This is a genomic window from Isoptericola sp. NPDC060257, assembly GCF_042726645.1.
Lineage (GTDB): Bacteria > Actinomycetota > Actinomycetes > Actinomycetales > Cellulomonadaceae > Isoptericola > Isoptericola nanjingensis.
On record NZ_JBHXAW010000045.1, the window covers coordinates 1 to 20,809 of the forward strand.

Annotated in this window: 22 protein-coding genes; 12 read left to right on the forward strand and 10 right to left on the reverse strand. The window is 75.8% G+C overall.

The annotated features are described in order from the left end of the window. The coding region (locus ACFWEK_RS05930; RefSeq protein WP_430553430.1) for a nitroreductase family deazaflavin-dependent oxidoreductase at positions 1-524 on the forward strand (524 nt) is incomplete at its 5' end. 149 nt (positions 525-673) lie between these two features. Then, positions 674-2,059: a hypothetical protein gene (locus ACFWEK_RS05935; RefSeq protein WP_430553431.1), complete on the forward strand. Its 1,386-nt coding sequence runs from the start codon at positions 674-676 to the stop codon at positions 2,057-2,059. Between the two features lie 18 nt (positions 2,060-2,077). Here the strand turns inward: ACFWEK_RS05935 and ACFWEK_RS05940 are convergent, their stop codons facing one another. The 3 genes from ACFWEK_RS05940 to ACFWEK_RS05950 all read right to left on the reverse strand — a co-directional run bounded on the left by ACFWEK_RS05940 (position 2,078) and on the right by ACFWEK_RS05950 (position 5,553). Further along, positions 2,078-3,109 carry a pirin family protein gene (locus ACFWEK_RS05940; RefSeq protein WP_430553432.1) on the reverse strand — a complete coding sequence of 344 codons (1,032 nt, stop codon included), beginning with the start codon at positions 3,107-3,109 and terminating at the stop codon, positions 2,078-2,080. An 813-nt stretch (positions 3,110-3,922) separates the two neighbouring features. Next, positions 3,923-4,924 (reverse strand): hypothetical protein, encoded by a 1,002-nt coding sequence (locus ACFWEK_RS05945; RefSeq protein WP_430553433.1) that lies wholly within the window; start codon positions 4,922-4,924, stop codon positions 3,923-3,925. An 86-nt stretch (positions 4,925-5,010) separates the two neighbouring features. Next, on the reverse strand, positions 5,011-5,553 hold the full coding sequence (locus ACFWEK_RS05950) for a DinB family protein (protein ID WP_430553434.1): 543 nt from the start codon (positions 5,551-5,553) through the stop codon (positions 5,011-5,013). Between the two features lie 52 nt (positions 5,554-5,605). Between ACFWEK_RS05950 and ACFWEK_RS05955 the strand changes: the two genes are divergently transcribed. Beyond that, the gene (locus ACFWEK_RS05955) at positions 5,606-6,208 is read left to right on the forward strand and encodes a TetR/AcrR family transcriptional regulator (protein WP_430546419.1); all 603 of its coding nucleotides are present in this window, start codon (positions 5,606-5,608) and stop codon (positions 6,206-6,208) included. Between the two features lie 25 nt (positions 6,209-6,233). On the opposite strand, the gene ACFWEK_RS05960 is transcribed toward ACFWEK_RS05955, so the two are convergent. Beyond that, positions 6,234-7,118 (reverse strand): sugar phosphate isomerase/epimerase family protein, encoded by an 885-nt coding sequence (locus tag ACFWEK_RS05960; protein ID WP_430546420.1) that lies wholly within the window; start codon positions 7,116-7,118, stop codon positions 6,234-6,236. A gap of 100 nt (positions 7,119-7,218) precedes the next feature. Between ACFWEK_RS05960 and ACFWEK_RS05965 the strand changes: the two genes are divergently transcribed. Further along, complete coding sequence (locus ACFWEK_RS05965) at positions 7,219-7,863, forward strand: HAD family hydrolase (RefSeq protein ID WP_430553435.1); 645 nt, start codon at positions 7,219-7,221, stop codon at positions 7,861-7,863. 33 nt (positions 7,864-7,896) lie between these two features. Beyond that, positions 7,897-8,904, forward strand: coding sequence for a phosphotransferase family protein (locus ACFWEK_RS05970; protein ID WP_430553436.1), 1,008 nt, complete (start codon positions 7,897-7,899; stop codon positions 8,902-8,904). Here ACFWEK_RS05970 and ACFWEK_RS05975 read toward each other — a convergent pair whose 3' ends face one another. After that, positions 8,905-9,765 carry a GAP family protein gene (locus tag ACFWEK_RS05975; protein WP_430553437.1) on the reverse strand — a complete coding sequence of 287 codons (861 nt, stop codon included), beginning with the start codon at positions 9,763-9,765 and terminating at the stop codon, positions 8,905-8,907. It abuts the gene before it with no gap. A 122-nt stretch (positions 9,766-9,887) separates the two neighbouring features. On the opposite strand from ACFWEK_RS05975, the gene ACFWEK_RS05980 reads away from it, so the two are divergent. Then, positions 9,888-11,276, forward strand: a complete 1,389-nt coding sequence (locus ACFWEK_RS05980; RefSeq protein WP_430553438.1) for a sensor histidine kinase — start codon at positions 9,888-9,890, stop codon at positions 11,274-11,276. After that, a complete protein-coding gene (locus tag ACFWEK_RS05985; RefSeq protein WP_430553439.1) occupies positions 11,273-11,986 on the forward strand; it encodes a response regulator in 714 nt (237 codons plus the stop codon). The genes ACFWEK_RS05980 and ACFWEK_RS05985 overlap by 4 nt, the downstream gene beginning before the upstream one ends. On the opposite strand, the gene ACFWEK_RS05990 is transcribed toward ACFWEK_RS05985, so the two are convergent. Continuing rightward, entirely contained in the window at positions 11,983-12,849 is an 867-nt protein-coding gene (locus tag ACFWEK_RS05990) for a carbohydrate kinase family protein (protein ID WP_430553440.1), read from the reverse strand. The genes ACFWEK_RS05985 and ACFWEK_RS05990 overlap by 4 nt on opposite strands. Before the next feature lie 35 nt (positions 12,850-12,884). Next, complete coding sequence (locus ACFWEK_RS05995; protein WP_430553441.1) at positions 12,885-14,831, reverse strand: NHL domain-containing thioredoxin family protein; 1,947 nt, start codon at positions 14,829-14,831, stop codon at positions 12,885-12,887. Positions 14,832-14,886: 55 nt separating this feature from the next. On the opposite strand from ACFWEK_RS05995, the gene ACFWEK_RS06000 reads away from it, so the two are divergent. Beyond that, positions 14,887-15,072 (forward strand): hypothetical protein, encoded by a 186-nt coding sequence (locus tag ACFWEK_RS06000; RefSeq protein WP_430553442.1) that lies wholly within the window; start codon positions 14,887-14,889, stop codon positions 15,070-15,072. 117 nt (positions 15,073-15,189) lie between these two features. After that, positions 15,190-16,413, forward strand: a complete 1,224-nt coding sequence (locus ACFWEK_RS06005; RefSeq protein ID WP_430553443.1) for a DUF418 domain-containing protein — start codon at positions 15,190-15,192, stop codon at positions 16,411-16,413. Here ACFWEK_RS06005 and ACFWEK_RS06010 read toward each other — a convergent pair. Further along, entirely contained in the window at positions 16,406-17,602 is a 1,197-nt protein-coding gene (locus ACFWEK_RS06010; protein ID WP_430553444.1) for an FAD-dependent monooxygenase, read from the reverse strand. The two genes, ACFWEK_RS06005 and ACFWEK_RS06010, sit on opposite strands and share 8 nt — an antisense overlap. 103 nt (positions 17,603-17,705) lie before the next feature. Here ACFWEK_RS06010 and ACFWEK_RS06015 point away from each other — a divergent pair, with 103 nt between their 5' ends. Then, the gene (locus tag ACFWEK_RS06015) at positions 17,706-18,257 is read left to right on the forward strand and encodes a TetR/AcrR family transcriptional regulator (protein WP_430546430.1); all 552 of its coding nucleotides are present in this window, start codon (positions 17,706-17,708) and stop codon (positions 18,255-18,257) included. Positions 18,258-18,275: 18 nt separating this feature from the next. Here the strand turns inward: ACFWEK_RS06015 and ACFWEK_RS06020 are convergent, their stop codons facing one another. Further along, positions 18,276-18,497 (reverse strand): hypothetical protein, encoded by a 222-nt coding sequence (locus tag ACFWEK_RS06020; protein ID WP_430546431.1) that lies wholly within the window; start codon positions 18,495-18,497, stop codon positions 18,276-18,278. Positions 18,498-18,580: 83 nt separating this feature from the next. Next, the gene (locus ACFWEK_RS06025) at positions 18,581-18,826 is read right to left on the reverse strand and encodes a hypothetical protein (RefSeq protein ID WP_430553445.1); all 246 of its coding nucleotides are present in this window, start codon (positions 18,824-18,826) and stop codon (positions 18,581-18,583) included. A gap of 82 nt (positions 18,827-18,908) precedes the next feature. Between ACFWEK_RS06025 and ACFWEK_RS06030 the strand changes: the two genes are divergently transcribed. Together ACFWEK_RS06030 and ACFWEK_RS06035 are read left to right on the forward strand one after the other, a co-directional pair. Next, positions 18,909-19,643 (forward strand): cation diffusion facilitator family transporter, encoded by a 735-nt coding sequence (locus tag ACFWEK_RS06030; protein ID WP_430553446.1) that lies wholly within the window; start codon positions 18,909-18,911, stop codon positions 19,641-19,643. A gap of 297 nt (positions 19,644-19,940) precedes the next feature. After that, positions 19,941-20,780 (forward strand): aldo/keto reductase, encoded by an 840-nt coding sequence (locus ACFWEK_RS06035; protein WP_430546434.1) that lies wholly within the window; start codon positions 19,941-19,943, stop codon positions 20,778-20,780. Positions 20,781-20,809 lie beyond the last annotated feature (29 nt).

The window sequence follows — 20,809 nt, forward strand, 5'->3', positions numbered from 1 at the left end:
GGAACTGCCGCGCCGACGGGACGACGACGGACGGCGACGATACGTTCGCGGGCATGAGCCTCGCGTCCCGCATGCTGCACACCCGCTGGTTCGTGCGCGCGCCGATCGGCCTGTTCCGGGCGGGACTGGGCTTCCTCGCCGGCGGACGGCTGCTGATGATGCAGCACCGCGGGCGCAGCAGCGGGGAGCGGCGCTACGTCGTGCTCGAGGTGGTCGCGCGGCCGGCGCCGGACCGCGCCCTCGTCGTCGCCGGGCTCGGCCCGCGGTCGCAGTGGTTCCGCAACGTGCAGGCCGACCCTCGCGTGCTCGTGTCGATCGGGACGCGGCGCGACGTCCGGTCCCGCGCCGTCGTGCTGGACCCGGACGACGGCGCCGCCGTCCTGCGCGCGTACACCGACGCGCACCCCGGGCCGTGGGCGCAGCTCGGCCCGGTCCTCGCCGAGTGGGCCGAGCCCCTCGCCCGCGAGCAGGGCGAGGCGGACTGGCTGCGGGTCGTGCCGGTGGTCGAGCTGCGCCTCGGGTGAGCGCCCGGGGCGACGATTTCACCCGCTGAACGACGCACCTCACCCCCGGTCCCACGGGCGGCACCACGGGGCCGGTGCCTACGCTGCTCGGGCCGATCGCGCCCGCCCGGCGCGCATCCGGAGCCCCGGGGGGAACCATGCAGGCACGCGTGATCACCGTCGTCGCCCTCGTCACCGCCGCGCTGCTGGCGGAGCCGCTCGCGGCCGTCGGCGCCCCACCGTCGGCGGCCGCCGTCCCGGGCGCCGCGGTCCCGAGCGCCGTGGCGCACGCCCCCGGCGTCGACGACGCCGCGCCGGACGACGTCGTCGACGACACGGTGCGCTGGCAGTCGGCCGTCACCCGGCCGGACCTCGCGGGCACCGCCCTCCGCGCCCGGACGGACCGCACGGTGCACCGGGTGGACGTCGCGGTCGCGACACCGCGCTGGATGTCGACGACGCGGGCGGCGCGGCTGGTGCGGGACGCCGACGTCGACGCGCTGCTCGCGAAGGTGTCGGCGTACTGGTCGGAGCAGTCGGGCGGCCGGGTCAGGTTCGTGCGCTCCTCGGCGGTCGAGCGCGTCGACACGGGCGACGGCCGGTGCACCACGACCGGCCGCATCCTCACGGAGGTGAAGCGGGGCGGGCGCGCGCACTACGGCGCCGGCTGGTGGGACTCCAGCACCCGCGGCCCGGGCACCCGTGAGCATCTCGTGGTCCTCTTCCCGTACCTGCGGGGCGACTACCCCGGCGGTCCGCGCGAGGCGGAGACGTGCGGCGGCACGCTCGGGCTCGGCTCGCTGCCGAGCAAGGCGAGCCGCGACAACCCCGGAGGCTGGTCGTTCTCGCTGTTCGGCGGCCCGGGCGGCGCGGCCCGCAGCTCGCGCTTCACGCACCCGCAGTACCGGACGGCGGTGTCCACCCTGGCGCACGAGCTCGGCCACAACATGGGCCTGGAGCACTCGGGCGTCGGCTGGTGCACGGGGAGCGTCCCGGACCGCACCTTCACGTCCTCCCGCTGCGGTGCGGTCGAGGGCCTCGACCCGATGGACCTCATGGGTGCCGACTTCGCCGCCGTCGGCACCGCCCCGCTGTCGGGCGCTCAGAAGAAGCGCCTGGGCGTGCTCCCGTCGTCCGACGTCGTGACCGTCACGAAGAAGGGCGGCGCCCGCACCGTCACGCTCGACGCCCGGCACCGCAGCACCAGCCGGCCCACGCTGCTGCGCGCCGTCGACCCGAAGACCGGGCAGTACTACTACGTGGAGCTCCGCCGCCCGTCCGGGGCCACGTACCGGTACCTCGGCGGCATGCCGTGGCGGGTGGCGAGCGACTACACGGTCTCGTACGGCGTCACCGTGAGCCGTCTCGGGTGGCGGGGATCGACCTGGGCCTATCCCGGCGAGCACCTGATCGTGCCGATGGGCAAGGAGTCCGCCCGGCGCTCGAACCTGGGCGAGGGGTCGTCGTTCACCACCCGCTCGGGCGCGATGCGGCTCACCGTGCGCTCCACGTCCGACGGTGTCGCGAAGGTGCGCGTGACGTTCCCCCGGACCTGACCGCGGCCCGTCGGCCCGTCAGCGGCGGGTGCGCGGCCGCAGCCGCACGTCGGGCAGCACCGGCGCGCGCAGCGGACCGCTCGCGTACCCGTGCACCTCGCCGAACCGGCGGCCCGCGGCGCCGTCGGCGTAGCGGGTGGGGGTGCCCTCGCCGTCGTCGGCGACCTGCGCCATCCAGTCGGCGCGCGCCCGCGCGACGTCGTCGTGCGTGCGCCCCACGAAGTTCCACCACATGACGACGTCCTCGGTGAACGGCTCGCCGCCGATGAGGACGGCGCGCACGGGCGTGCCGCCCGCCGTCACGACCAGCCGCTCGCGGCCGGGGGCCACGTAGCCCAGCTCGGCGGGCGGCACGGTCTCGCCCTCGAGCGTGGCGTCGCCGGCGTCGACGAGCAGGGCGTGCTCGAAGCCCGCGTCCGTCCCCAGCGTGACGCTCCCGCCCGCGGGCAGGTCCAGCTGGGCGCCGACGATCGGCGTGTACGTGCGGGCCGGGGACACGAGCCGCTCCCCCGCGACCTCGAGCCCGCCCATGAACACCTGCACGCGTGCGCCGCCCGTCGTCGCGACGGGGAGGTCGCCGTGGTGCTCGAAGTGCGGCGCGGACGTGCGGTCGGCCTCGGGCAGCACGGTCCACAGCTGCACGCCGTGCAGCAGGGGCGGGCGGCCCTCGGCGGGCGACTCCTCCGAGTGCGAGATGCCGACGCCCGCGGTCATGAGGTTGAGCTCCCCGGGCCGCACCGTCTGCAGGGAGCCCACCGAGTCGCGGTGCAGGATCTCGCCCGCGAACAGCCACGAGACGGTCTGCAGCCCGATGTGCGGGTGCGGCGGCACCTGCATGCCCGCGGACGCCGAGACGTCGTCCGGCCCGTAGTGGTCGCAGAAGCACCAGGCGCCGACCAGCGAGCGCTGCCGCTGCGGGATGGTGCGGCGCACGTTCATCGCGCGAGGGCCGCCGAGCGGGACCTCGCGGGCGGTCAGCAGCTCGACTCCGGCCGGGCGGTCGCCGGCGGCGCAGGTGCGCTCGGCGGGGCGGGTCTCGAGGTTGCTCATGGCCCGAGCGTAGGCCGCGCGGCGCGACGGCGAGAGCACGCGGTCCGGACGTGCCGAGGCCCCCCGGGGCGGCCGGGGGGCCTCGGAGAGAACCGCGTACCCCTGATCGACGGTCCCGGGGACCAGGGGTGCCGTGGCGACGTCACGACCCCGACCGCTCGCCGTGTCCCGTCGAGGCCTGGTGCGTCGTCGCCTCTGCAGAACCCGTTCTCCACGAACAGCCGGACGCGGGTGGTCTTCCGGCCCCGTACAGGCACCTGTGTCGTCACCCACAACCCGCACCGCGGTACGGGACGGCCCGTCGTTCTCCGGTCGACCGTGTCCCGTGGAGCGGGCAGGCGACCGCCTTCTCAGGTGATCTCCGACCCGATCTCCGCAAGACCGGTACGCACGTTTCTAGACCTGCCGCGGGTGCGGTGCAAGGGGTGTGGAGCAGGTTTTCCGGGTGGATCCTCCGGCCACAGGCTCGTCCACAGGGCGACCCGCGGAATCCCCACGTCACCCACAGGCCTGTGGAAGAAATTTGTGGACGACGCGCCGGGCGCGACACGCCCCGCCCGCCCGCGGGGACCGCGCACCGCGCCTCACGAGCCCGGCCCCACACCACCCGGGCCGCCGCGCGATCCGCAGGATCTCGCGGTTTCCGCGGGCATCGGGTCCCGCCGGCCCGCGCCTCCGCACGCCGCCCGGCGAGCGCCCGCACACCGTTCCACCCTGGAACGTCGCAGGTGAGGCACCACGGGAGAAGGCGTCACCGTCCACCCACGCCCTGTGGACAAGGGCTGTGGACAGGGGCTGTGGACGACCGCGGCCTCACACCCAGGCGCGTGAGCCCGGCGTCGGGGCCGCGCGCCGCAGCTCCAGCTCCTGCGCCGTGATCTCGAAACCTGCGTCGTCGACGACGGCGCCCGCCGCCCGGCCGTGCAGCAGCGTCGCGGCCCGCGCCAGCAGGGCCCGCGCCCGGTCCCGGGCGATCACGTGCAGCCCCGACGGGTCGGAGACCCGCAGCTCGTACGGGTCCTGGGGCCGCCACGCCAGGCGGACGACCGTGGCGGGGGCCCCGTCGGGCCACGACCGGGCCGCGAGCGCGCGTGGCAGCCGGCCCGTCTCCTGGGCGACCAGGAGGTCGCCGTCGTACGGCGTGCGGGCGAGCACCCGGTGACCGGGGCCGCCCGGCACCGCCTCGAGAGTCGAGGTGGCGACCACGGCCCGCACCACCTCGAGCAGCTCCCCGGCGGGCACCGGGCGTGCCGGCCAGACCGACAGGTCGACGGCGGCGCCGGGGTCGGGGCGCAGCACCTGCCTGCCGTCGGCGAGCAGCAGCCCCGACGTGCGTCGGGCGACCGCGACCGCCCAGCCGACGACGCGCAGCTCCTCCCCCACGGGCAGCGCCGCGGCGAACGCCCGCGCGATCCCGTCGCGGTCGTCGTGCACGGTGGGCCGACCGCCCCGGACGTCGAGCGCGCCGTCCGCGCGGCCCAGCGCCCAGGCCTCGGCCGGGTGCGCGCACCCCAGCGCCGCGGCCGCGTCGGCGTCGAGCGGGAAAGGCCCCGTGGCCCGGTGCTCCTCGCCGAGCCGCAGCACCCCCGCGGACGGGCGGGCCGCGGCGCGCACCCCGTGGAACCGCGCCCCGCCGCCGGTCCGCGACGGTCCGGCCGCGGACGGCGGGGTCAGCCAGCCGACGTCGGCGAACCAGGCCGCGGCCAGCCCGGGCAGGTCGTGGCCCGGCCCGCCGCCGTCGCCGGCCGTGCGCGGCACGACGACGACGTGGTCGGAGGTGTGCTCCGCGGGGACGAGCGCCGGGACCCTGGCCATGGCGCGGACCGTACCGGCCCCGCCGTCACCTGTGTGTCACGACCGTGTTGCGAACGTGTGACCTGCGCAGACGCGAGGCGAGGCCGTCAGGCGCGCACGTCGTGCAGGTGGTGCACGACGTCGTGCAGGAAGTACTGCCCCAGCGTGCGGACGGTGAAGACCGAGCCGTTGGACCGGCGCCCGGTGCGCTCCGCCTCGCCCGGCGCGACGGCGTCGAACGCCGCGGCGACGGCGGCACCGTCGGCGTCGAGCTCGGCGACCAGGGACGCGACGTCCTGACGGGCGTAGTCGCCCTCGAGGGCGGCGACGTCCTGGTCCCAGTTCGCGAACGCCGGGTCGTCCTCGGCGAGCATCAGCGCGAGGCGCTGGTCGAAGATGCGGAAGACGTCGCGCACGTGGGCGGCGTACTCGAGCGTCGACCAGACCTCGGGGCTGGGCCGCGCGGCCACGTCGGGGCGGGCGAGGGCCGCACGCCAGCGCGGCAGCGTCTCGCGGACGGCCGGCCCGACGTCGGACGGCGCGATCTCGGCGGCCGCGAAGCCGCACTCCGGACAGGGGCGCTCCAGCACCCAGGTCCAGTCCTTGGTGTCGGGGACGATGCCGTCTGGCTGAGCGGTGGGGTCGGTCACAACCGCACCCTAGCGTCCGGAGGTGCTGACAACGGGTGCCTATGATGTCAGCATGCCCAAGATCATCGGGAAGAGCCTGCACGAGCACCGCCAGATGACCCGGCACAAGCTGTTCACCGCCCTCTCGACGCTGATGTCCGAGCGAGGGTTCGACTCCGTGACGCTGGCCGACATCGCGACGGCGGCCGGCGTCGGTCGCACCGCGGTCTACAACCACTTCCCCGACAAGGAAGCGCTGCTGCTGGGGTTCATCACCCACGAGACCGAGCAGTACGCGCAGACCCTGGAGCGGGCCCTCGCCGAGGTGGACGACCCCGTCGAGCAGCTCCGGACCTACATCCGCCAGCAGGCCCAGCTCACCCGCGTCTTCCACCTCGCGCCCGGCCCGGACCTGCGCACCGTGCTCTCGCGCACCACGCAGGCGCGGCTGCGTGAGCACGCCGAGATCGTCGAGTCCATCCTCAAGCGCATCCTGCGTGCGGGGATCGCGGAGGGCGAGTTCCCCGAGCAGGACATCGAGCCGACCGTGCAGCTCGTCAACGCGTGCCTGTCGGGACGGCTCATCCCGGACGACCCCGCCGCGCGGGAGCGCGCGATCCGCGCCACCGAGGCCTTCGTGCTGCGCGCCGTCGGCGCCCGCGTCGCCGTGGCCTGACCGCGCCGCCACGGCACCGCGACGCCTACCAGGCGTCGGCGGGCAGGTGGTGGTGCTCCGGCGGGGGCGGCTGGTACGGCTCCGGCACCGGGGCGAGGTGCGCCCGCGCGAACTTCAGCGCCGCCTGCAGGTCGGCGTGCCGCTCGCTCGCGGTGCGCGCCTTGCGCGTGGAGATCTCGACGACGACGTCGCCCGCGTAGTCGCGCCGCGCCAGCTCCTCGAGCACCTTGTCGCAGGCCATGTCCCCGCGGCCGGGCACCATGTGCTCGTCGCGGCCGGACGCCGTCCCGTCGGCGAGGTGCACGTGCCGCAGCTTGTCGCCGAAGCCGTGCACCAGCGCGAGCCCGTCCTGGTGGGCGATCGCCGCGTGGGAGAGGTCGAGAGTCACGGCGTCGTAGTCGTGGTCGGCGGGGTCCCAGCCGGGAAGGTAGGCCTTGAGCTCGCGGTCGCCGCGGGAGCGCGGCTTCCAGGGATACATGTTCTCCACGGCGACGGTGACGCCGCCGTCCTGGTGGAGGCTGGCCTCGTTGAGCTCGTGCACCAGGTCCTGGAACTGCCGGGCGTACTTGTACTGCCAGCGGAACGGCGGGTGGACCACCACGGTCGGGGCGCCCAGCTCGCCCGCCATGTCGACGGCCCTGCGCAGCTTGTCGGCCGGCGACCGGCCCCACACTCGCTGGCTGACCAGCAGCGTCGGGGCGTGCACGGACCGGATCGGCATCCCGTGCTCGTCGGACAGCCGCTGCAGCTGGGCCGGGTCCTGCGTGGCGGGGTCGGACCACACCATGACCTCGACGCCGTCGTACCCCAGCTCGGCCGCCACCTCGAACGCGAACGCCGCGCGGCGCGGGTACACCGAGGCGGTCGACAGCGTCACGGGGACTGCCTGGGCTTCGCGCGGTTCGGCCATGCTTCGCACGATAGCGGCAGGATCTGAACGGACGCTGACAACGGGCTGTCCTCCGGCAGCGCGCAGGATGCCAGGGCGCGTGCCCGATAGGGTCACGGGCATGGTGCGTGCGGTGGTGTTCGACGTCGGCGAGACCCTCATCGACGAGACCCGGATCTGGACCCGCTGGGCCGACCGCCTGGGCGTGCCGGCCCTGACGTTCCTGGGCGTCCTCGGCGGGTGCGCGGCCCTCGACCTGTCGCACCGGCACGCGTTCGAGATGGTGCGCCCGGACCTCGACGTCCCCGCGGAGATCGAGCGGTGGGCGGCGGACGACCCGGCCGGCCTGCGCGAGAACTTCGACGCCGACGACCTCTACCCCGACGTGCGCGAGGCGCTGGCCGCGCTGCGCGCCGCGGGGCTCGCCGTCGTCGTCGCCGGGAACCAGCCGCCGCAGGCGCGCGCCGCGCTCGAGGCGATGGACCTGCCCGTCGACGCCATCCGCACCTCCGACGAGTGGGGCGTGCAGAAGCCCGACCCGGGGTTCTTCGCGAAGGTCGCCGAGCTCTCCGGCGTGCCCGCCGCCGAGATCGCGTACGTCGGCGACCGGCTCGACAACGACGTCCTGCCTGCCGCCGACGCCGGCATGAAGCCGATCCTCGTCCGCCGCGGCCCGTGGGGATACCTGCACGCCGAGCGGCCCGAGGCGGCGCGCACCACCGTCGTCGACTCGCTGCTCGAGCTGCCCGCGCTCCTCGCGGGCTGACTCTCCTCGCGTGCGGCCGCTACGCTCACGCGCGTGCTCACCAAGACGGCGGTCACCGACGAGCAGGTCCTCGCGCTGCTCGCGCCGCTCGGCGTCGTACGCCGCGTGGCTCCGCTGAGCGGCGGCCTGTTCGCGAGCGTGCTGCGCGCCGACCTCGCCGACGGGCGGACGGTGGTCGTGAAGGTGACCGGCGCGGACACGTCCCGCCTGCTGCGCTACGAGCGCGGCGTGCTCGGCACGGAGGCGGCCGTCGACCGGGTCGCCCACGCCGCCGGCCTGCCCCTGCCGCGGGTGCTGCACCACGACACGACCCGCACCTCCGTGGACGGCGACGCCCTCGTCACGACCTTCCTCGACGGCGACCTGTGGAGCACCCTCGAGCTGGACCAGGCGACCGCCGCCCGGGCCCGCCGCTCGCTGGGCGGCCTCATGGCCCGTCTGCACCGCCTCGACCGCGCCGACGACGCCCCCGAGCCGTTCGGCTACCCGGCGCCCGAGGCCGGCCTCGCCGCCGCCACCTGGCCGGAGGCGTTCGCGCGCATGGTGCGCGCCGCCCTCGACGACGCCGGACGCTGGGACGTCGACCTGCCCGCCGACCGGCTCATGGCCGCCGTCGAGCGGCACCACGACCTGCTCGCCGCCGTCACGACGCCGCGCCTCGTGCACGCCGACCTGTGGCCCGGCAACCTGCTGCTCGACCCCGCCGACCGCACGGTGGTCGGGGCGTTCGACGCCGAGCGGGCGCTGTGGGGCGACCCGGTGTTCGAGCTCGTCGGCGCGGACCAGCTGGGCGCCGGCGCCGTGGACGCGGACCTGCTGGCCGGCTACCGGGACGCCGGCGGGGACCTCGGCGTCGGCGACGGCACGCCGGGTTCGGGCGACCCGGACGCCTGGCAGCGCCTGCGCCTCTACCGGGCGTACTTCGCCTGCCTCCTGGTCGTGGAGATCGTGCCCCGCGGGTACTCCGGGGACTGGGTGGCCGGGTACGAGCGCACCGCGCGCGCCAACCTGCAGCGGGTGCTGGACGAGCTGGAGGCCTGATCAGCCCGTCCAGCCGAGCCGGCCGAGGGCGTTGAGCGTCAGCAGCACGCCGAGGATGCCGAGCGCCCAGCCCGTGAGGTCGGCGGCGTTCCTGGACAGCCACCTCTCCAGCCGGGCCAGCAGCGGCTCGACGAACCGGGCGGCGGCGAGCCGCCCGCCGAGCAGCAGCAGCGCCGGCAGCACCATGACCACGCAGTACGCGGCGAGGACGCCGAGGCTCGTGCCCGTGCCGAGGTCCGACGTCGTGATGAGGCCGATCGCCGCCAGGTACGGCAGCATCGTCCCGACCTCGAGCGCCACCGCGCCGAGCGCCAGCCCCAACAGCGGCAGCAGCGACGCGTTCGGCGCCGCGACCGTCGACGTCGGGACGGTCCCCGGCAGCAGGCCCGGCACGGCGCCGTCCGGCGTCGTCGTGCTCGCGGCGCTCTCGGCTCCCGCGGCCGACTCGATCCCCATGGCCCGTGCCCGCCAGCGCACCAGGCGCCCGGGCTTCGCGCCCTGGCGCGCGGCCCGCGCCTCGGCCTTCTTGCCGTCGAAGCGCCAGCTGATCGCGAACAGGAAGACGCCGAGGGCGAGCTGCAGCAGCATCACCGGCCGCGAGTCCAGCGCGTCGCCGTACCGGTCCAGCAGCGCGCCCGCCCCGAGCATCACCGCGATCCCCACCGCGAGGTAGAAGCCCGCGACCGTGCCGAGGTACGCGAGCAGCCGCGCCGGGCGCGGCCGGCCGGGCGCCATGAGCAGCCACACGGGGATGAGCAGGGTGCCGAAGCTGGTCGAGTCGATCAGCGCCAGCACGACCAGCGCTCCCGCGAGCACGCCGAGGCCCGCGCCTTCCAGCCCGCCGAGGTCGATGAGGTCCATGCCGACGATCCTCGCGGCGGGCCCGGCCGTCGTCGTCGCCCGAACGACTGATCCTGCACCGCTGACCGGGGGTACACCCTTCGACCGATCCCCCGCGGCGCGCCCTGTGCTGGGATGGTGCGGTGACGACCGACCGCCCCGCCCCCACCCTCCTCGGGAGGCTCGTGCGGGCGTGGGGCGGCGACGACCGGCGCGGCGACGTCACGACCGCGCTGACCCTGTTCGCGCTGGGCTGGCTCCTGCTGGAGGTCGGGCTCGTCGACCTCTTCCGGGGCGGCCCTCTCGGCGCGGTGGTGCCGGAGCCGTGGTGGCGGGTCGCGCTCCTCGCCGTCGGGTGCGCCCTCACGCTCGTCAAGCGCTCTCACCCGATGCTGGCGCTCGCCGGCGGCGTCGCCGTCACCCTGGTGGACCTGACGTGGGGCGGCAGCCTCGCGATCCTGCTCGTGCTGTGGGACCTGCTGTTCGCGGCAGCGATGTGGTCGGGCCCGACGGCGCGCCGGTGGCTGTGGGGCACGGCCGTCGTGCTGACCGTCGCGGGCGCGGTCGCCGCCGGCGAGGCGACCCGCGACGCACGCGCCTTCATCACGACGGGCCTGAACCTGGGCGCGATCCTGCTGGTCCCGATGTGGTGGGCGGACAACGTGCGGCAGAAGTCCGAGCTGGCCGCCGTGGAACGGTCCCGCGCGGACGAGGCGCGGCGGACCGCGGAGCTGGAGCGCAGGCGCGCCACCGACCTCGAACGGATCGCCGAGCTCGACCGGCACGAGGCCGTCCGCGCCGAGCGGGCGGCGATGGCGCGCGACCTGCACGACGTCATCGCCTCCCACCTGTCCACCATCGCGATCCACTCCGGTGCGGCGCTCAGCACCGCGCCGGACGCCGCGCGCGACCGCGGCGCGCTGGAGCAGGTCCGCACGAGCGCGGTCGCGTCCCTCACGGAGATGCGGTCCATGATCGAGCTGCTGCGCGCCGACGCGCCGCGCGACCCGCTCGCGGCGCCCGGGCGGCTCGACCGCCTCGACGACCTGCTCGCCGCGGCCCGCGCGGACGGCACCGTCGTGACGGTCGAGGACCCGGACGGCGTCGCGACGGCGGACAGGCCGGCCGCCGTCGGGCACGCGCTCTACCGGATCGCGCAGGAGGCGCTGACCAACGCGCGCAAGCACGCGCCCGGGGCCGCCGTCGTCGTGCGCCTGGCGTGCGAGCCAGGGCCGGGCAGCCCGGTCACCCTGGAGGTGCGGAACTCGGCCCCACGGGCGGTGCTCACCGGCGACCCCCGCGCGGCGACCCACCCCGTCAGCGCGGGCATGGGGATGCTGACCATGCGAGAGCGCGCCGAGGCGCTCGGCGGCGCGTTCGACGCGGCGGCGACCGACGACGGCGGCTGGGTCGTGCGGGCGCGCGTCCCCGCGGGCGCGCACGGCTCCCCCACCGACACCGACACCGACACCGACACCGACACCGACACCGACACCGACACCGACACCGACGACCGGAGCCCGACCCCATGACGACGGCCCCCTCCCCCGGCCCGGTCCGCGTGCTGATCGCGGACGACCACGCCGCGATCCGCGCCGGCCTGCGGATGCTCCTGGACGCGGCGGACGACGTCGAGGTGGTGGGCGAGGCGGCCGACGGCGACGCGGCGGTGACGAACGCCCGCGCGCTGCGGCCCGACGTCGTGCTCATGGACCTGCGCATGCCGGGCACGGACGGCATCGCCGCCACCCGCGCCATCGCGGCCCAGGGCCTGGCGGACGTCCTCGTGCTCACCACGTTCGACCTGGACGAGTACGTGGACGGAGCGCTGCGTGCGGGCGCCGCCGGGTTCCTGCTCAAGACGGCGGAGCCCGCCGCGCTGCTCGACGCCGTGCGCCGCGTCGCGGCGGGGGACGGTGTCCTCGCGCCCGAGGTGACCCGCCGCGTGCTCGCCCAGCTCGCCGGGGCCTCGACGCCCGCCGTCGCCCCCGGCCCCGCGCCCGGTGCGCCGCCGCGCCGCGCCGACCCCCGCCTCGCCGACCCGCGCCTCGCCGACCTCACCCCGCGCGAGGTCGACGTGCTCGGCGCGCTGGGGCGCGGCCTGTCCAACCAGGGGATCGCGGACGAGCTGGTGATCACCGAGGCCACCGCGAAGACCCACGTCTCCCGGGTGCTGGCCAAGCTGGGCGTGGTCTCCCGTATGCAGGCGGCGATCGTCGCGCGGGACACGGGCCTGGCCTAGTCCTCCGGCGCCAGGCCCGGGCTGCGCACCACGCGGGCGGCGTGGGCCGCGGCCGCCGCGAGCGCCTCGGCGAGGTCCGCCCCACGAAGGTGGGCGTCGAGGAAGCCGGCGAAGAACCCGTCGCCCGCGCCGTTGGTGTCCAGGACGTCGTCCACCGGCTCGGCGGGGACCTCCACGAAGCCCTCGGCGGTGAGGGCGGTGGCGCCGCGGGCGCCGTGCGTGCACACGACCAGCCGCGCCCCGGCGTCGAGCCGCCCGGCCATGAACGACCGGTGGTCGGGCAGGCGGTCGGAGCTGAGGAACACGTGCGTGCCCGCGTCGGCCCACGGGCGGTGGAACGCCGTGGTGCCGTCGTAGTCGTGCAGGTCCACCCACACGTCGCGGCCCCGCTCGGCGGCCGCGACCAGGACGGGGACGGAGTGCGCGGCGAGGTCGACGACGACGGCCGCGGCGGCGTCCACGGCGGCGAGCGTCGCGTCCCAGCCGGGCCCCGCGGCGGGGACCTCGCCGGGCGCGCGCAGGTAGACCGACAGCCGACCGCCGCCGGCGTCCATGAGGTTGAGGTGGCTCTCCGTGCGACCGTCCGGGGACGGCTCGGCGAGGATCCGCACGCCCGCGTCGTCGAGGACGCCGCGCACGCGCGCGCCCTCGTCGTCGTCCCCGAGCACGGTGCGCAGCACGACGCCGCGGCCCAGGCTCGCGAGATTGAGCGCCTTGCCGGCGGACGTGCCGCCGACCGTGTCGTACGCGCCGCGCGCGAACACGGTGTGGGGCGTCGGCTCGGGCAGCGCGTCCAGGTGCACGATGCGGTTCCAGGACGCGGGGCCGGCGACGAGGACGTCGGCGGTGCTCGGTGCGGTCACGCCGAAACCTTAGGGCGCCGCGACCTCGCCGCGCGTCAGCCGCGCAGCGGCAGGCTGAGCGAGGCGTCGCCGTCGGGCGTGACGCGCACCGGCACGCCCCAGTCCTGCTGCGCCAGGTGGCAGGCGGGGAAGACGTCGGGGTCGGGCTCGCCGTCCGGGCCGAGCGGGACGACGTCGCACGACGCGGCCTTGGCCGTCACGTGCAGCACGCCCTCGGCGACGTCCGGGTTGAGCACCAGCACGCGGTCCAGGTCGACGCCGTCGCCCGCGCCGTCGAGCAGCAGCTCGGGCGGGGTGGCGCTGACGCGCAGCTCGGTGGACGGGCCCCAGCGGTCGTCGAGCTTCTGGCCCGGCGCGGGCACGAACGGCACGTCCAGGCGCAGCTCGCCGGGCGCGACCTCCGTCGCCGGGCGCGCCACGCGGTGCGCGCCGGCGTCGAGCACCTCGCCCGCGACGTCCGCCGGCAGCGCGACCCGCGTCAGCCGGTGCGCGGCGGACTCCACGACGAGCAGGTGGACCGCGTCGTCGGAGGCCTCGACGAGCACGTCGCTCGGCTCGGCGAGGCCGGTGGCGAGCGTCGTCACGACGTCCGCGGCCGGGTCGTACCGTCGCAGCGCGCCGTTGTACGTGTCGGCGACGACGACGCTCCCGTCGGGCAGCGTCGCCACGCCCAGCGGGTGCTGCAGCAGCGCCTCGCCCGCCGCGCCGTCGCGGTGGCCGAAGTCGAACAGCCCCTGCCCGACGGCAGTCGTCACGGCGACCGACCCGTCGTCGGCCGGCGTCACCCGGCGCAGGGCCGACGTCTCGGCGTCGGCGAGCCAGATCGCGTCGGCGGCGCCGGGACCGGTCGCCGGCGCCAGGCCGGAGGGCTGCGCGAACCAGGCGTCGGCGCCGGGGCCGTCCTCCAGGCCCTCGTTCATCGTGCCGGCGAGCAGCGCGACCGTCCCCGCCAGCGGCTCGAACGCCCACAGCGTGTGGTTCCCGGCCATCGCGACGACGAACGCCCCCAGGCGCGGCGACCACGCGACGTCCCACGGCGAGCTGAGGCGCACGGAGGCGGCGGGGTAGGCCGTGGCGGGGTCGAACGCGTCGGTCGACCCGACGACGTTCTCCTGCCCGCCCACCATGAACTGCTCGCCCGTGCCCGCCACCGTCCGCACCCGCCCGGTGGCGAGGTCGACGCCGCGGAGCGCGTGGTTCACCGTGTCCGCGACGAGCACGTCGTAGCCGAGCGCGGGGCGCAGCTCGTCCGGCACCCGGCACAGGCCGTTCGGCTCGCTGAACCGCGCCTCGTCGGGGGCCGCGTCGCCGCGGGAGTCGGCGAGCCCGCGCTCGCCGGAGCCGATGCGCCGCACGAGGGTCTCGCCGTCGGGCCCGAGCTCGGCCAGCGAGTGGTGCCCGGCGTCGGCCACGAGCAGGTTCCCGCCCGGCAGCGCGACCGCCTTGGCCGGGAAGCGCAGCGTGCCCGACGTGGGCTCGGGCGGCACGTACGGCCCGTCGCCGCGGTGCAGGGTGCCCTTCGCGTCGTGCTCGGCGACCAGCTCGTCGACGATCGCCTCGATCGCCGACGCGTGCCCCTCCCCCGCCATCTGCGCCACGACGTACCCCTCGGGGTCGACGACGACGAGCGTCGGCCAGGCGCGGGCGGTGTACGCGCCCCAGGTCACCAGCTCCGGGTCGTCGAGCACCGGGTGTCGCACCTCGTACCGCTCGACGGCGGCGGCCAGCGCGTCCGGGTCGGCCTCGTGCGCGAACTTGGGCGAGTGCACGCCCACGATCACCAGCTCGTCGCGGTGCCGCTCCTCCAGCTCGCGCAGCTCGTCCAGCACGTGCAGGCAGTTGATGCAGCAGAAGGTCCAAAAATCGAGCACAACGACCTTGCCGCGCAGGTCGGAGAGGGCGACGTCGCGGCCGCCGGTGTTGAGCCAGCCGCGGCCGACCAGCTCGGACGCGCGGACACGGGGCAGGCGGGAGGTGCTCACCGGTCCATTCTGCGGGATCCCCCGGGTTCACCCGCGTCACGGCGGTGCGACGCAGATGAACGTCGACGCGATGCTCCTCGTGGACGACGAGATGCCGCCGAGCGACGACGTGCCGTACTTCCTCGGCCTGCTCACCGCCGTGGTCGGCCTGCTGGTCGTCCTCGCCGAGGTCTGGCGCCTCGCCACGCAGCTCGACGTCGTCGACAACCGGGCGATCGGGGCTCCTCCGCACGGAGGGTGACCTCGCAGCCGGGTGGCGCGTCGTCCGTCCGGTGGACGGCGGTGTCCGTCCGCGCAGGCGGGAACGGCAGCCGACCGGGGGACCCGCGCCCGACCTGCCGCTCCCTAGCGTGACGGCATGAGCCCTCGCCCCGCGACCGCGCCCGAAAGACCGCCCTCGGCTCGGTCGCTCCTCGGACGGTCGCTGGCCCCGGACCTGGCCTGCGGCTGGATGCTGGCGCTGATCGCCGTGGCGAACGTGATGATCTACCTGGTCGGTCGCCCGTACGGCTTTCGCCAGCACGTCGTCGAGGACGGCGCGGCGGACCACGCCGTGTCCGCCGCCGTGGTGACGCTGGTCGACGGGCGCGCCTACCCGCTGTTCGCGTTCCTCTTCGGGTACGGGATGGTCCAGCTGTCCGAGCGGCGGCGGAGCGACGGCGCCGGCGACGCGGAGGTCCGGCGGCTCCAGCGGCGGCGCAGCCTCGTCCTCATCGCGTTCGGCGCGGTCCACGGGGTGCTCCTCTTCCCGGGCGACATCCTCGGTTGGTACGGGGTCGTCGGCCTGATGCTCGCGGTGCTGCTGCGACGCTCGGACCGCGCGCTGCTGTGGGTCGCCGGGCTGTGGATGGTGCCCGCCGCCGTCGTCACCGGCCTGGTCTACGGCCTGGCGACGGGGCCGGAACGCGGCTTCCTCTGGTCGTTCGAGATGGCCGACCCGCTCGCCGCGCTCGCCTCCCGCCCGATGGAGTGGGTCATGGCGCCGTTCGCGCTGCTCCCGGTGGTCGCCGCGGCCCTCGTCGGCGTCGTCGCCGCCCGGCACCGCGTCCTCGAGCAGCCGTTCCTCCACCGACGGCTGCTGCGCCGGACGGCGCTGGTCGGGTTGGTGCTGGCCGTGGTCGGCGGTGCCCCCAGCGGGCTCGTCGTGGGCGGCTACCTCCCCGTGCCGGGCACCACCGGCTCCGTGACCCTCGCCGTCGTCCATGCGCTGACCGGCGTGGCGGGCGGCCTGGGGCTCGCGGCGGCGTTCGCCCTGCTGGCGGACCGCGCCCCCGCCCGTCCCGGGACCGTCGTCAGCGCGGTCGCCGCCACCGGCCGACGCTCCCTGAGCGCGTACCTCAGCCAGTCCGTGGTGTTCGTGCTCCTCCTGACCCTGCCCTTCGCCGGACTGGGCGCTTCCCTGGGCACGGCGGCGGCGACGGCGCTGGCCGTCGTGGTCTGGGCGGCCACGGTCGTCGTCTCGGCCGCGCTGGACCGCCGGGGCGTCCAGGGCCCGGCCGAGCGGCTGCTGCGGCACCTGGCGTCTCGCGGGCGCGGCCCGCGACGAGCGAGAGCGCCGCGCCCGACGAGCCCGGTCAGCTGACCAGCGGGGGCAGCTCGATCCCGTTCGCCGCGCGGTGGATGGGCGCCGTCATCGCGGCCATCATGCGGTCCTTGCCGGGCAGCCTGTCCATGACCCGCAGCATCGCGAGCGAGGCGCGCACCTGCCCGCGGGTGCCCACCACCATCCGCTTGACGTTCGCGGGTCCGAGCGCCTGGTTCGCCGCCACGAACGGGCGCATCCGGCGCTCGTAGTCGGCGAACGCCGCCGCCGGCTCGTCGTGCGCGTCGAGGGCGGCGGCCAGCACGTACGCGCCGACGAGCGCGAGGCTCGTGCCCTGGCCGGACGCCGCCGACGCGCAGTACGCGGCGTCGCCGAGCAGCACCGTGCGACCGGCCGACCACCGCTCGGCGCGCACCTGGCTGAGGGAGTCGAACAGCAGGTCGGGCGAGGCGGGCACGTCGGCCAGCAGGCCGGGCACCTCCCAGCCCTCGCCGGCGTACGCGTCGGCGAGCAGCCGCTCGCGCTCCTCGCGCCCGAGGTCGCGGTGGCCGAGCGGCGCCGACGACCACAGGAACATCGCCCGCGCGCCCTCCTCCCGCGCCGTGGCGTAGACCAGCGCGGTGCGGCCGGGCCCCACGTACGTGACCTCCTCGCGGTCGAGACCCAGCCGGTTGGGGACGGTCGCCACGGCCACGTAGTACCCCAGGTCGACGACGTGCTGCTCGTCCGGCCCGAGCACCAGGTCCCGCGTCCGGGAGCGGAGTCCGTCGGCCCCGACGACGACGTCGTAGCGCCCGGTGCGACCCGAGGCGAGCTCGACCTCCACGCCGTCGCCGGTGTCCACCAGGGACCGGATCGAGTCGCCGTAGACGTGCTCGGCGTCGGCGGCACCCTCGCGCAGGAGGCGGTGGAGGTCGCCGCGCAGCAGCTCGACGTCGTCGTGCACGCGCCCGCCGAAGGTGTCGCCGTCCATGCTGGCGGCCCGGCGCCCGCGGGCGTCGACGACCGTGCCCGCGCGGACCTCCGTGCGCAGGCCCCGCGCCTCCACGAGCAGGCCCATGCGGTCCAGCACCTGGAGCGCGGCGCCCCGCACGTCGACCTTGTAGCCGCCGACGCGGGGCGCGGACGCGTGCTCGACGACGGTCACGACGTCGCCGCGGGCGGCGAGCCGGTGCGCGAGGGCGAGGCCGGCGACGCCGCCGCCGGAGACGAGGACGGAGCGGTTCATGGGAATTCTCCTGACCCTGGGGAAGGTGGCGCGCACCACGCTAGACCTCATTGAGACGATCGTGCAAGACGTTCGTATCAGACGTTCGAGCTAGCATGGGGCCATGCGCTCCACCGACAACAGGGCCGCCCTCCTCGCCGCCGCCCGGACCTGCCTCCGCGACAAGGGGTACGCCCGCACGTCGGCACGCGACATCGCCACCACGGCAGGCGTGAGCCTCGCGGCGATCGGGTACCACTTCAGGAGCAAGGAGGCGCTGCTCGACGCGGCCCTCGTCGACGCGCTGCGCGACTGGGGCGACGTGCTGGAGTCCATCGGCGCCGAGGACCTGGGCGCGTCGCCGGGCGAGCGGTTCCGCGCGGTGTGGGAGCGCGTCATGGCGTCGGTCGCCGACGACCGTGCCCTCTGGGCCGTGCAGCTCGAGCTCGTCGCGGCCGCCGCGCGCGACCCGGAGCGGGCCGCCGCCGTCTCCGCCGACAACGCGCACGCCCGCACCGCGCTGGCCGAGCTCTTCGGCGTCCCCGACGCGCAGGGCGCGCTCGTGCAGATGCTGCTGCTGGGAGCGGTGTCGCGGGTGCTCCTCGACCCGAACGACACCGTCGGGGCGGACGAGCTGCTGGAGCAGGTGGCCGCGCTGGCGGCGCTGGCCGCCTGACGTCAGGACCTCAGCGCGTCAGAACGCGGTGACCGCGCCGACCACCGTCACCTGCACGGGGACGCCGTCCACCTGGGGCGGCACGTCCTTGCGCGCGCTGAGGGAGACGACGTTCACCTGCAGCACCCAGTCCGTCTCGTCTCCGCGCTGGGCGAGCCCGACGCCGCGCACCCCCTCGACGCTCTGGAGCGCCTCACGCAGGGCGGGCTTGGCGGCGCGCGCCTCGTCGATCGTGACCATGGAACACCTCCGACCCCTCCATTGTGCGCCACCCGCCGACAGGACCACAGCCTGGCGTCGTGACCTGCGCCCCGGAGGGGCTCCTACCGCACGGTCGGTCCCTCGACCTCCACGGGACCCTGCGGCGTCCGGCGCTGGATGCGCAGGTCGAGGGTGCTCCTCGACGTCGGGGCGACCGAGATCTGCGCCTCGTCCTCGCCGTCGATGATCGCGCGCACGTGCAGGTGACCGTCCTTGAGACGCATCGCGAACTGGTTCGTCCCCGCGACGAACCGCACCTCGCGGTCGTCGTCGATCACCGTGGGGGGCAGGGGAAGGCTCTTCGACATGGGTACAGCATGCCTGCCGCGCGACGCCGGGACGCCCCAGACCTCTGGCCGACGGTACAGGCATCCGTGTACGGTCGGGACCGTGACCGCCCTCCCGCTCCGCCCCGTCCCGCCCGCCCGGCGCGCGCTGCTCGAGCGCCGGGTGCGCTGGATCGTCGCCGCGACGATCGCGTACAACGTCGTCGAGGCGGTCGTGGCCATCGCAGCGGGGCGAGCGGCGTCGTCGGCGGCGCTGGTCGGCTTCGGTCTGGACTCGGTGGTCGAGGTGCTGTCGGCGGCCGCGGTCGCGTGGCAGTTCGCGGCGCCGGACCCGCACCGCCGCGAGCGCACGGCGCTGCGCCTCATCGCGGTGTCGTTCTTCGGCCTCGCCCTGTTCGTCACCGTCGACGCCGCCCGCACGCTGCTCGGCGCGGCCGAGCCGGACCACTCCCCCGTCGGCATCGCGCTCGCCGCCGTCAGCCTCGCGATCATGCCGTTCCTGTCGTGGGCCGAACGGCGCACCGGCCGCGAGCTCGGCTCGGCGTCCGCCGTAGCCGACTCGAAGCAGACGCTGATCTGCACCTACCTGTCGGCGGTGCTGCTGGTCGGGCTCGTCCTCAACGCGACGCTCGGCTGGTCGTGGGCCGACCCGCTCGCGGCGCTCGTCATCGCCGGGTTCGCGGTGCGCGAGGGCGTCGAGGCCTGGCGCGGCGACGCCTGCTGCACCCCCGTCGGCGCGCTCCTCGCGTCGGACGAGGACGGGTGCGACGCCTGCGGCGACGGGTGCGGCGACGGCTGCTGCGCACCGGACGACGGCGGGGCGGCCGGTCCGCGCTGACCACGCGGCGGCGCCGTCGCCGCCGGCCACCCCGCCGGGTCGTGCAGCGCCGCGACGACGCCTCCAGCCTGCTCCCGACACCGCCTCGACGGCGACCCCGGGCGCCATGGGATCGATCACGCAGCGCCGTCAGCACCCGCGAGGTGGTACGGGGAACCGCGAGGTAGTCGCCGCGGGACTACCTCGCGGGATGTCGTACCACCTCGGCACGACCCGTACTACCTCGGCACGGTGGGGACTGCCCCGGCGGACGGGACGGCCGCGCGACGCCACGCCGTCCGGGACAAGATGGGTGACATGAGCACCGAGATCCCGTCCCTGCCCCTGAACAACGGCACGTCGATCCCGCAGCTCGGCTACGGCGTCTTCAAGGTCCCGCCGGAGGAGACGCGCGAGCTGGTGCTGACCGCCCTCGAGGCGGGCTACCGGCACATCGACACCGCGCAGATGTACCGCAACGAACGGGGGGTCGGCGAGGCCATCGCCGCGGCCGGGCTGCCGCGCGACGAGCTCTTCGTCACGACCAAGCTGAACAACGCGTTCCACGAGCACGACGCCGCCCTGGAGGCCTTCGACCGCTCCCTCGAGGAGCTCGGCCTCGACCACGTCGACCTGTTCCTCATCCACTGGCCGCTGCCCGCCGTCGGCCGGTTCGTCGAGGCGTGGGGCGCCCTGGAGGAGCTGTACCGCTCCGGCCGGGCCCGCGCGATCGGCACCTCGAACTTCCAGCCGCACCACCTGCGTCGCGTGCTGGCCGAGGGCACCGTGGTGCCCGCCGTCAACCAGGTGGAGATCCACCCGTGGTTCGGCAACGAGGAGGTCCGCGCGTTCGACGCCGAGCACGGCATCGTCACCGAGGCCTGGTCCCCGCTCGGGCGCGGCCGCGTGCTGGAGGACCCGACGCTCGCCCGCATCGCCGCCGAGCACGGCCGCACCCCCGCCCAGGTGGTGCTGCGCTGGCACGTGCAGCGCGGCGACGTCGTCTTCCCCAAGTCCGCGACGCCGTCGCGCATCCGCGAGAACCTGGAGATCTTCGACTTCGAGCTCTCCGGCGACGACATGGCCGCCATCACCGGCCTCGACCGCGGCGAGCGCATCGGCTCGCACCCGGACGAGATGAACAACACCGGCCGCTGACGAGAGCGTCGTGGGTGTGATCCTGGCCC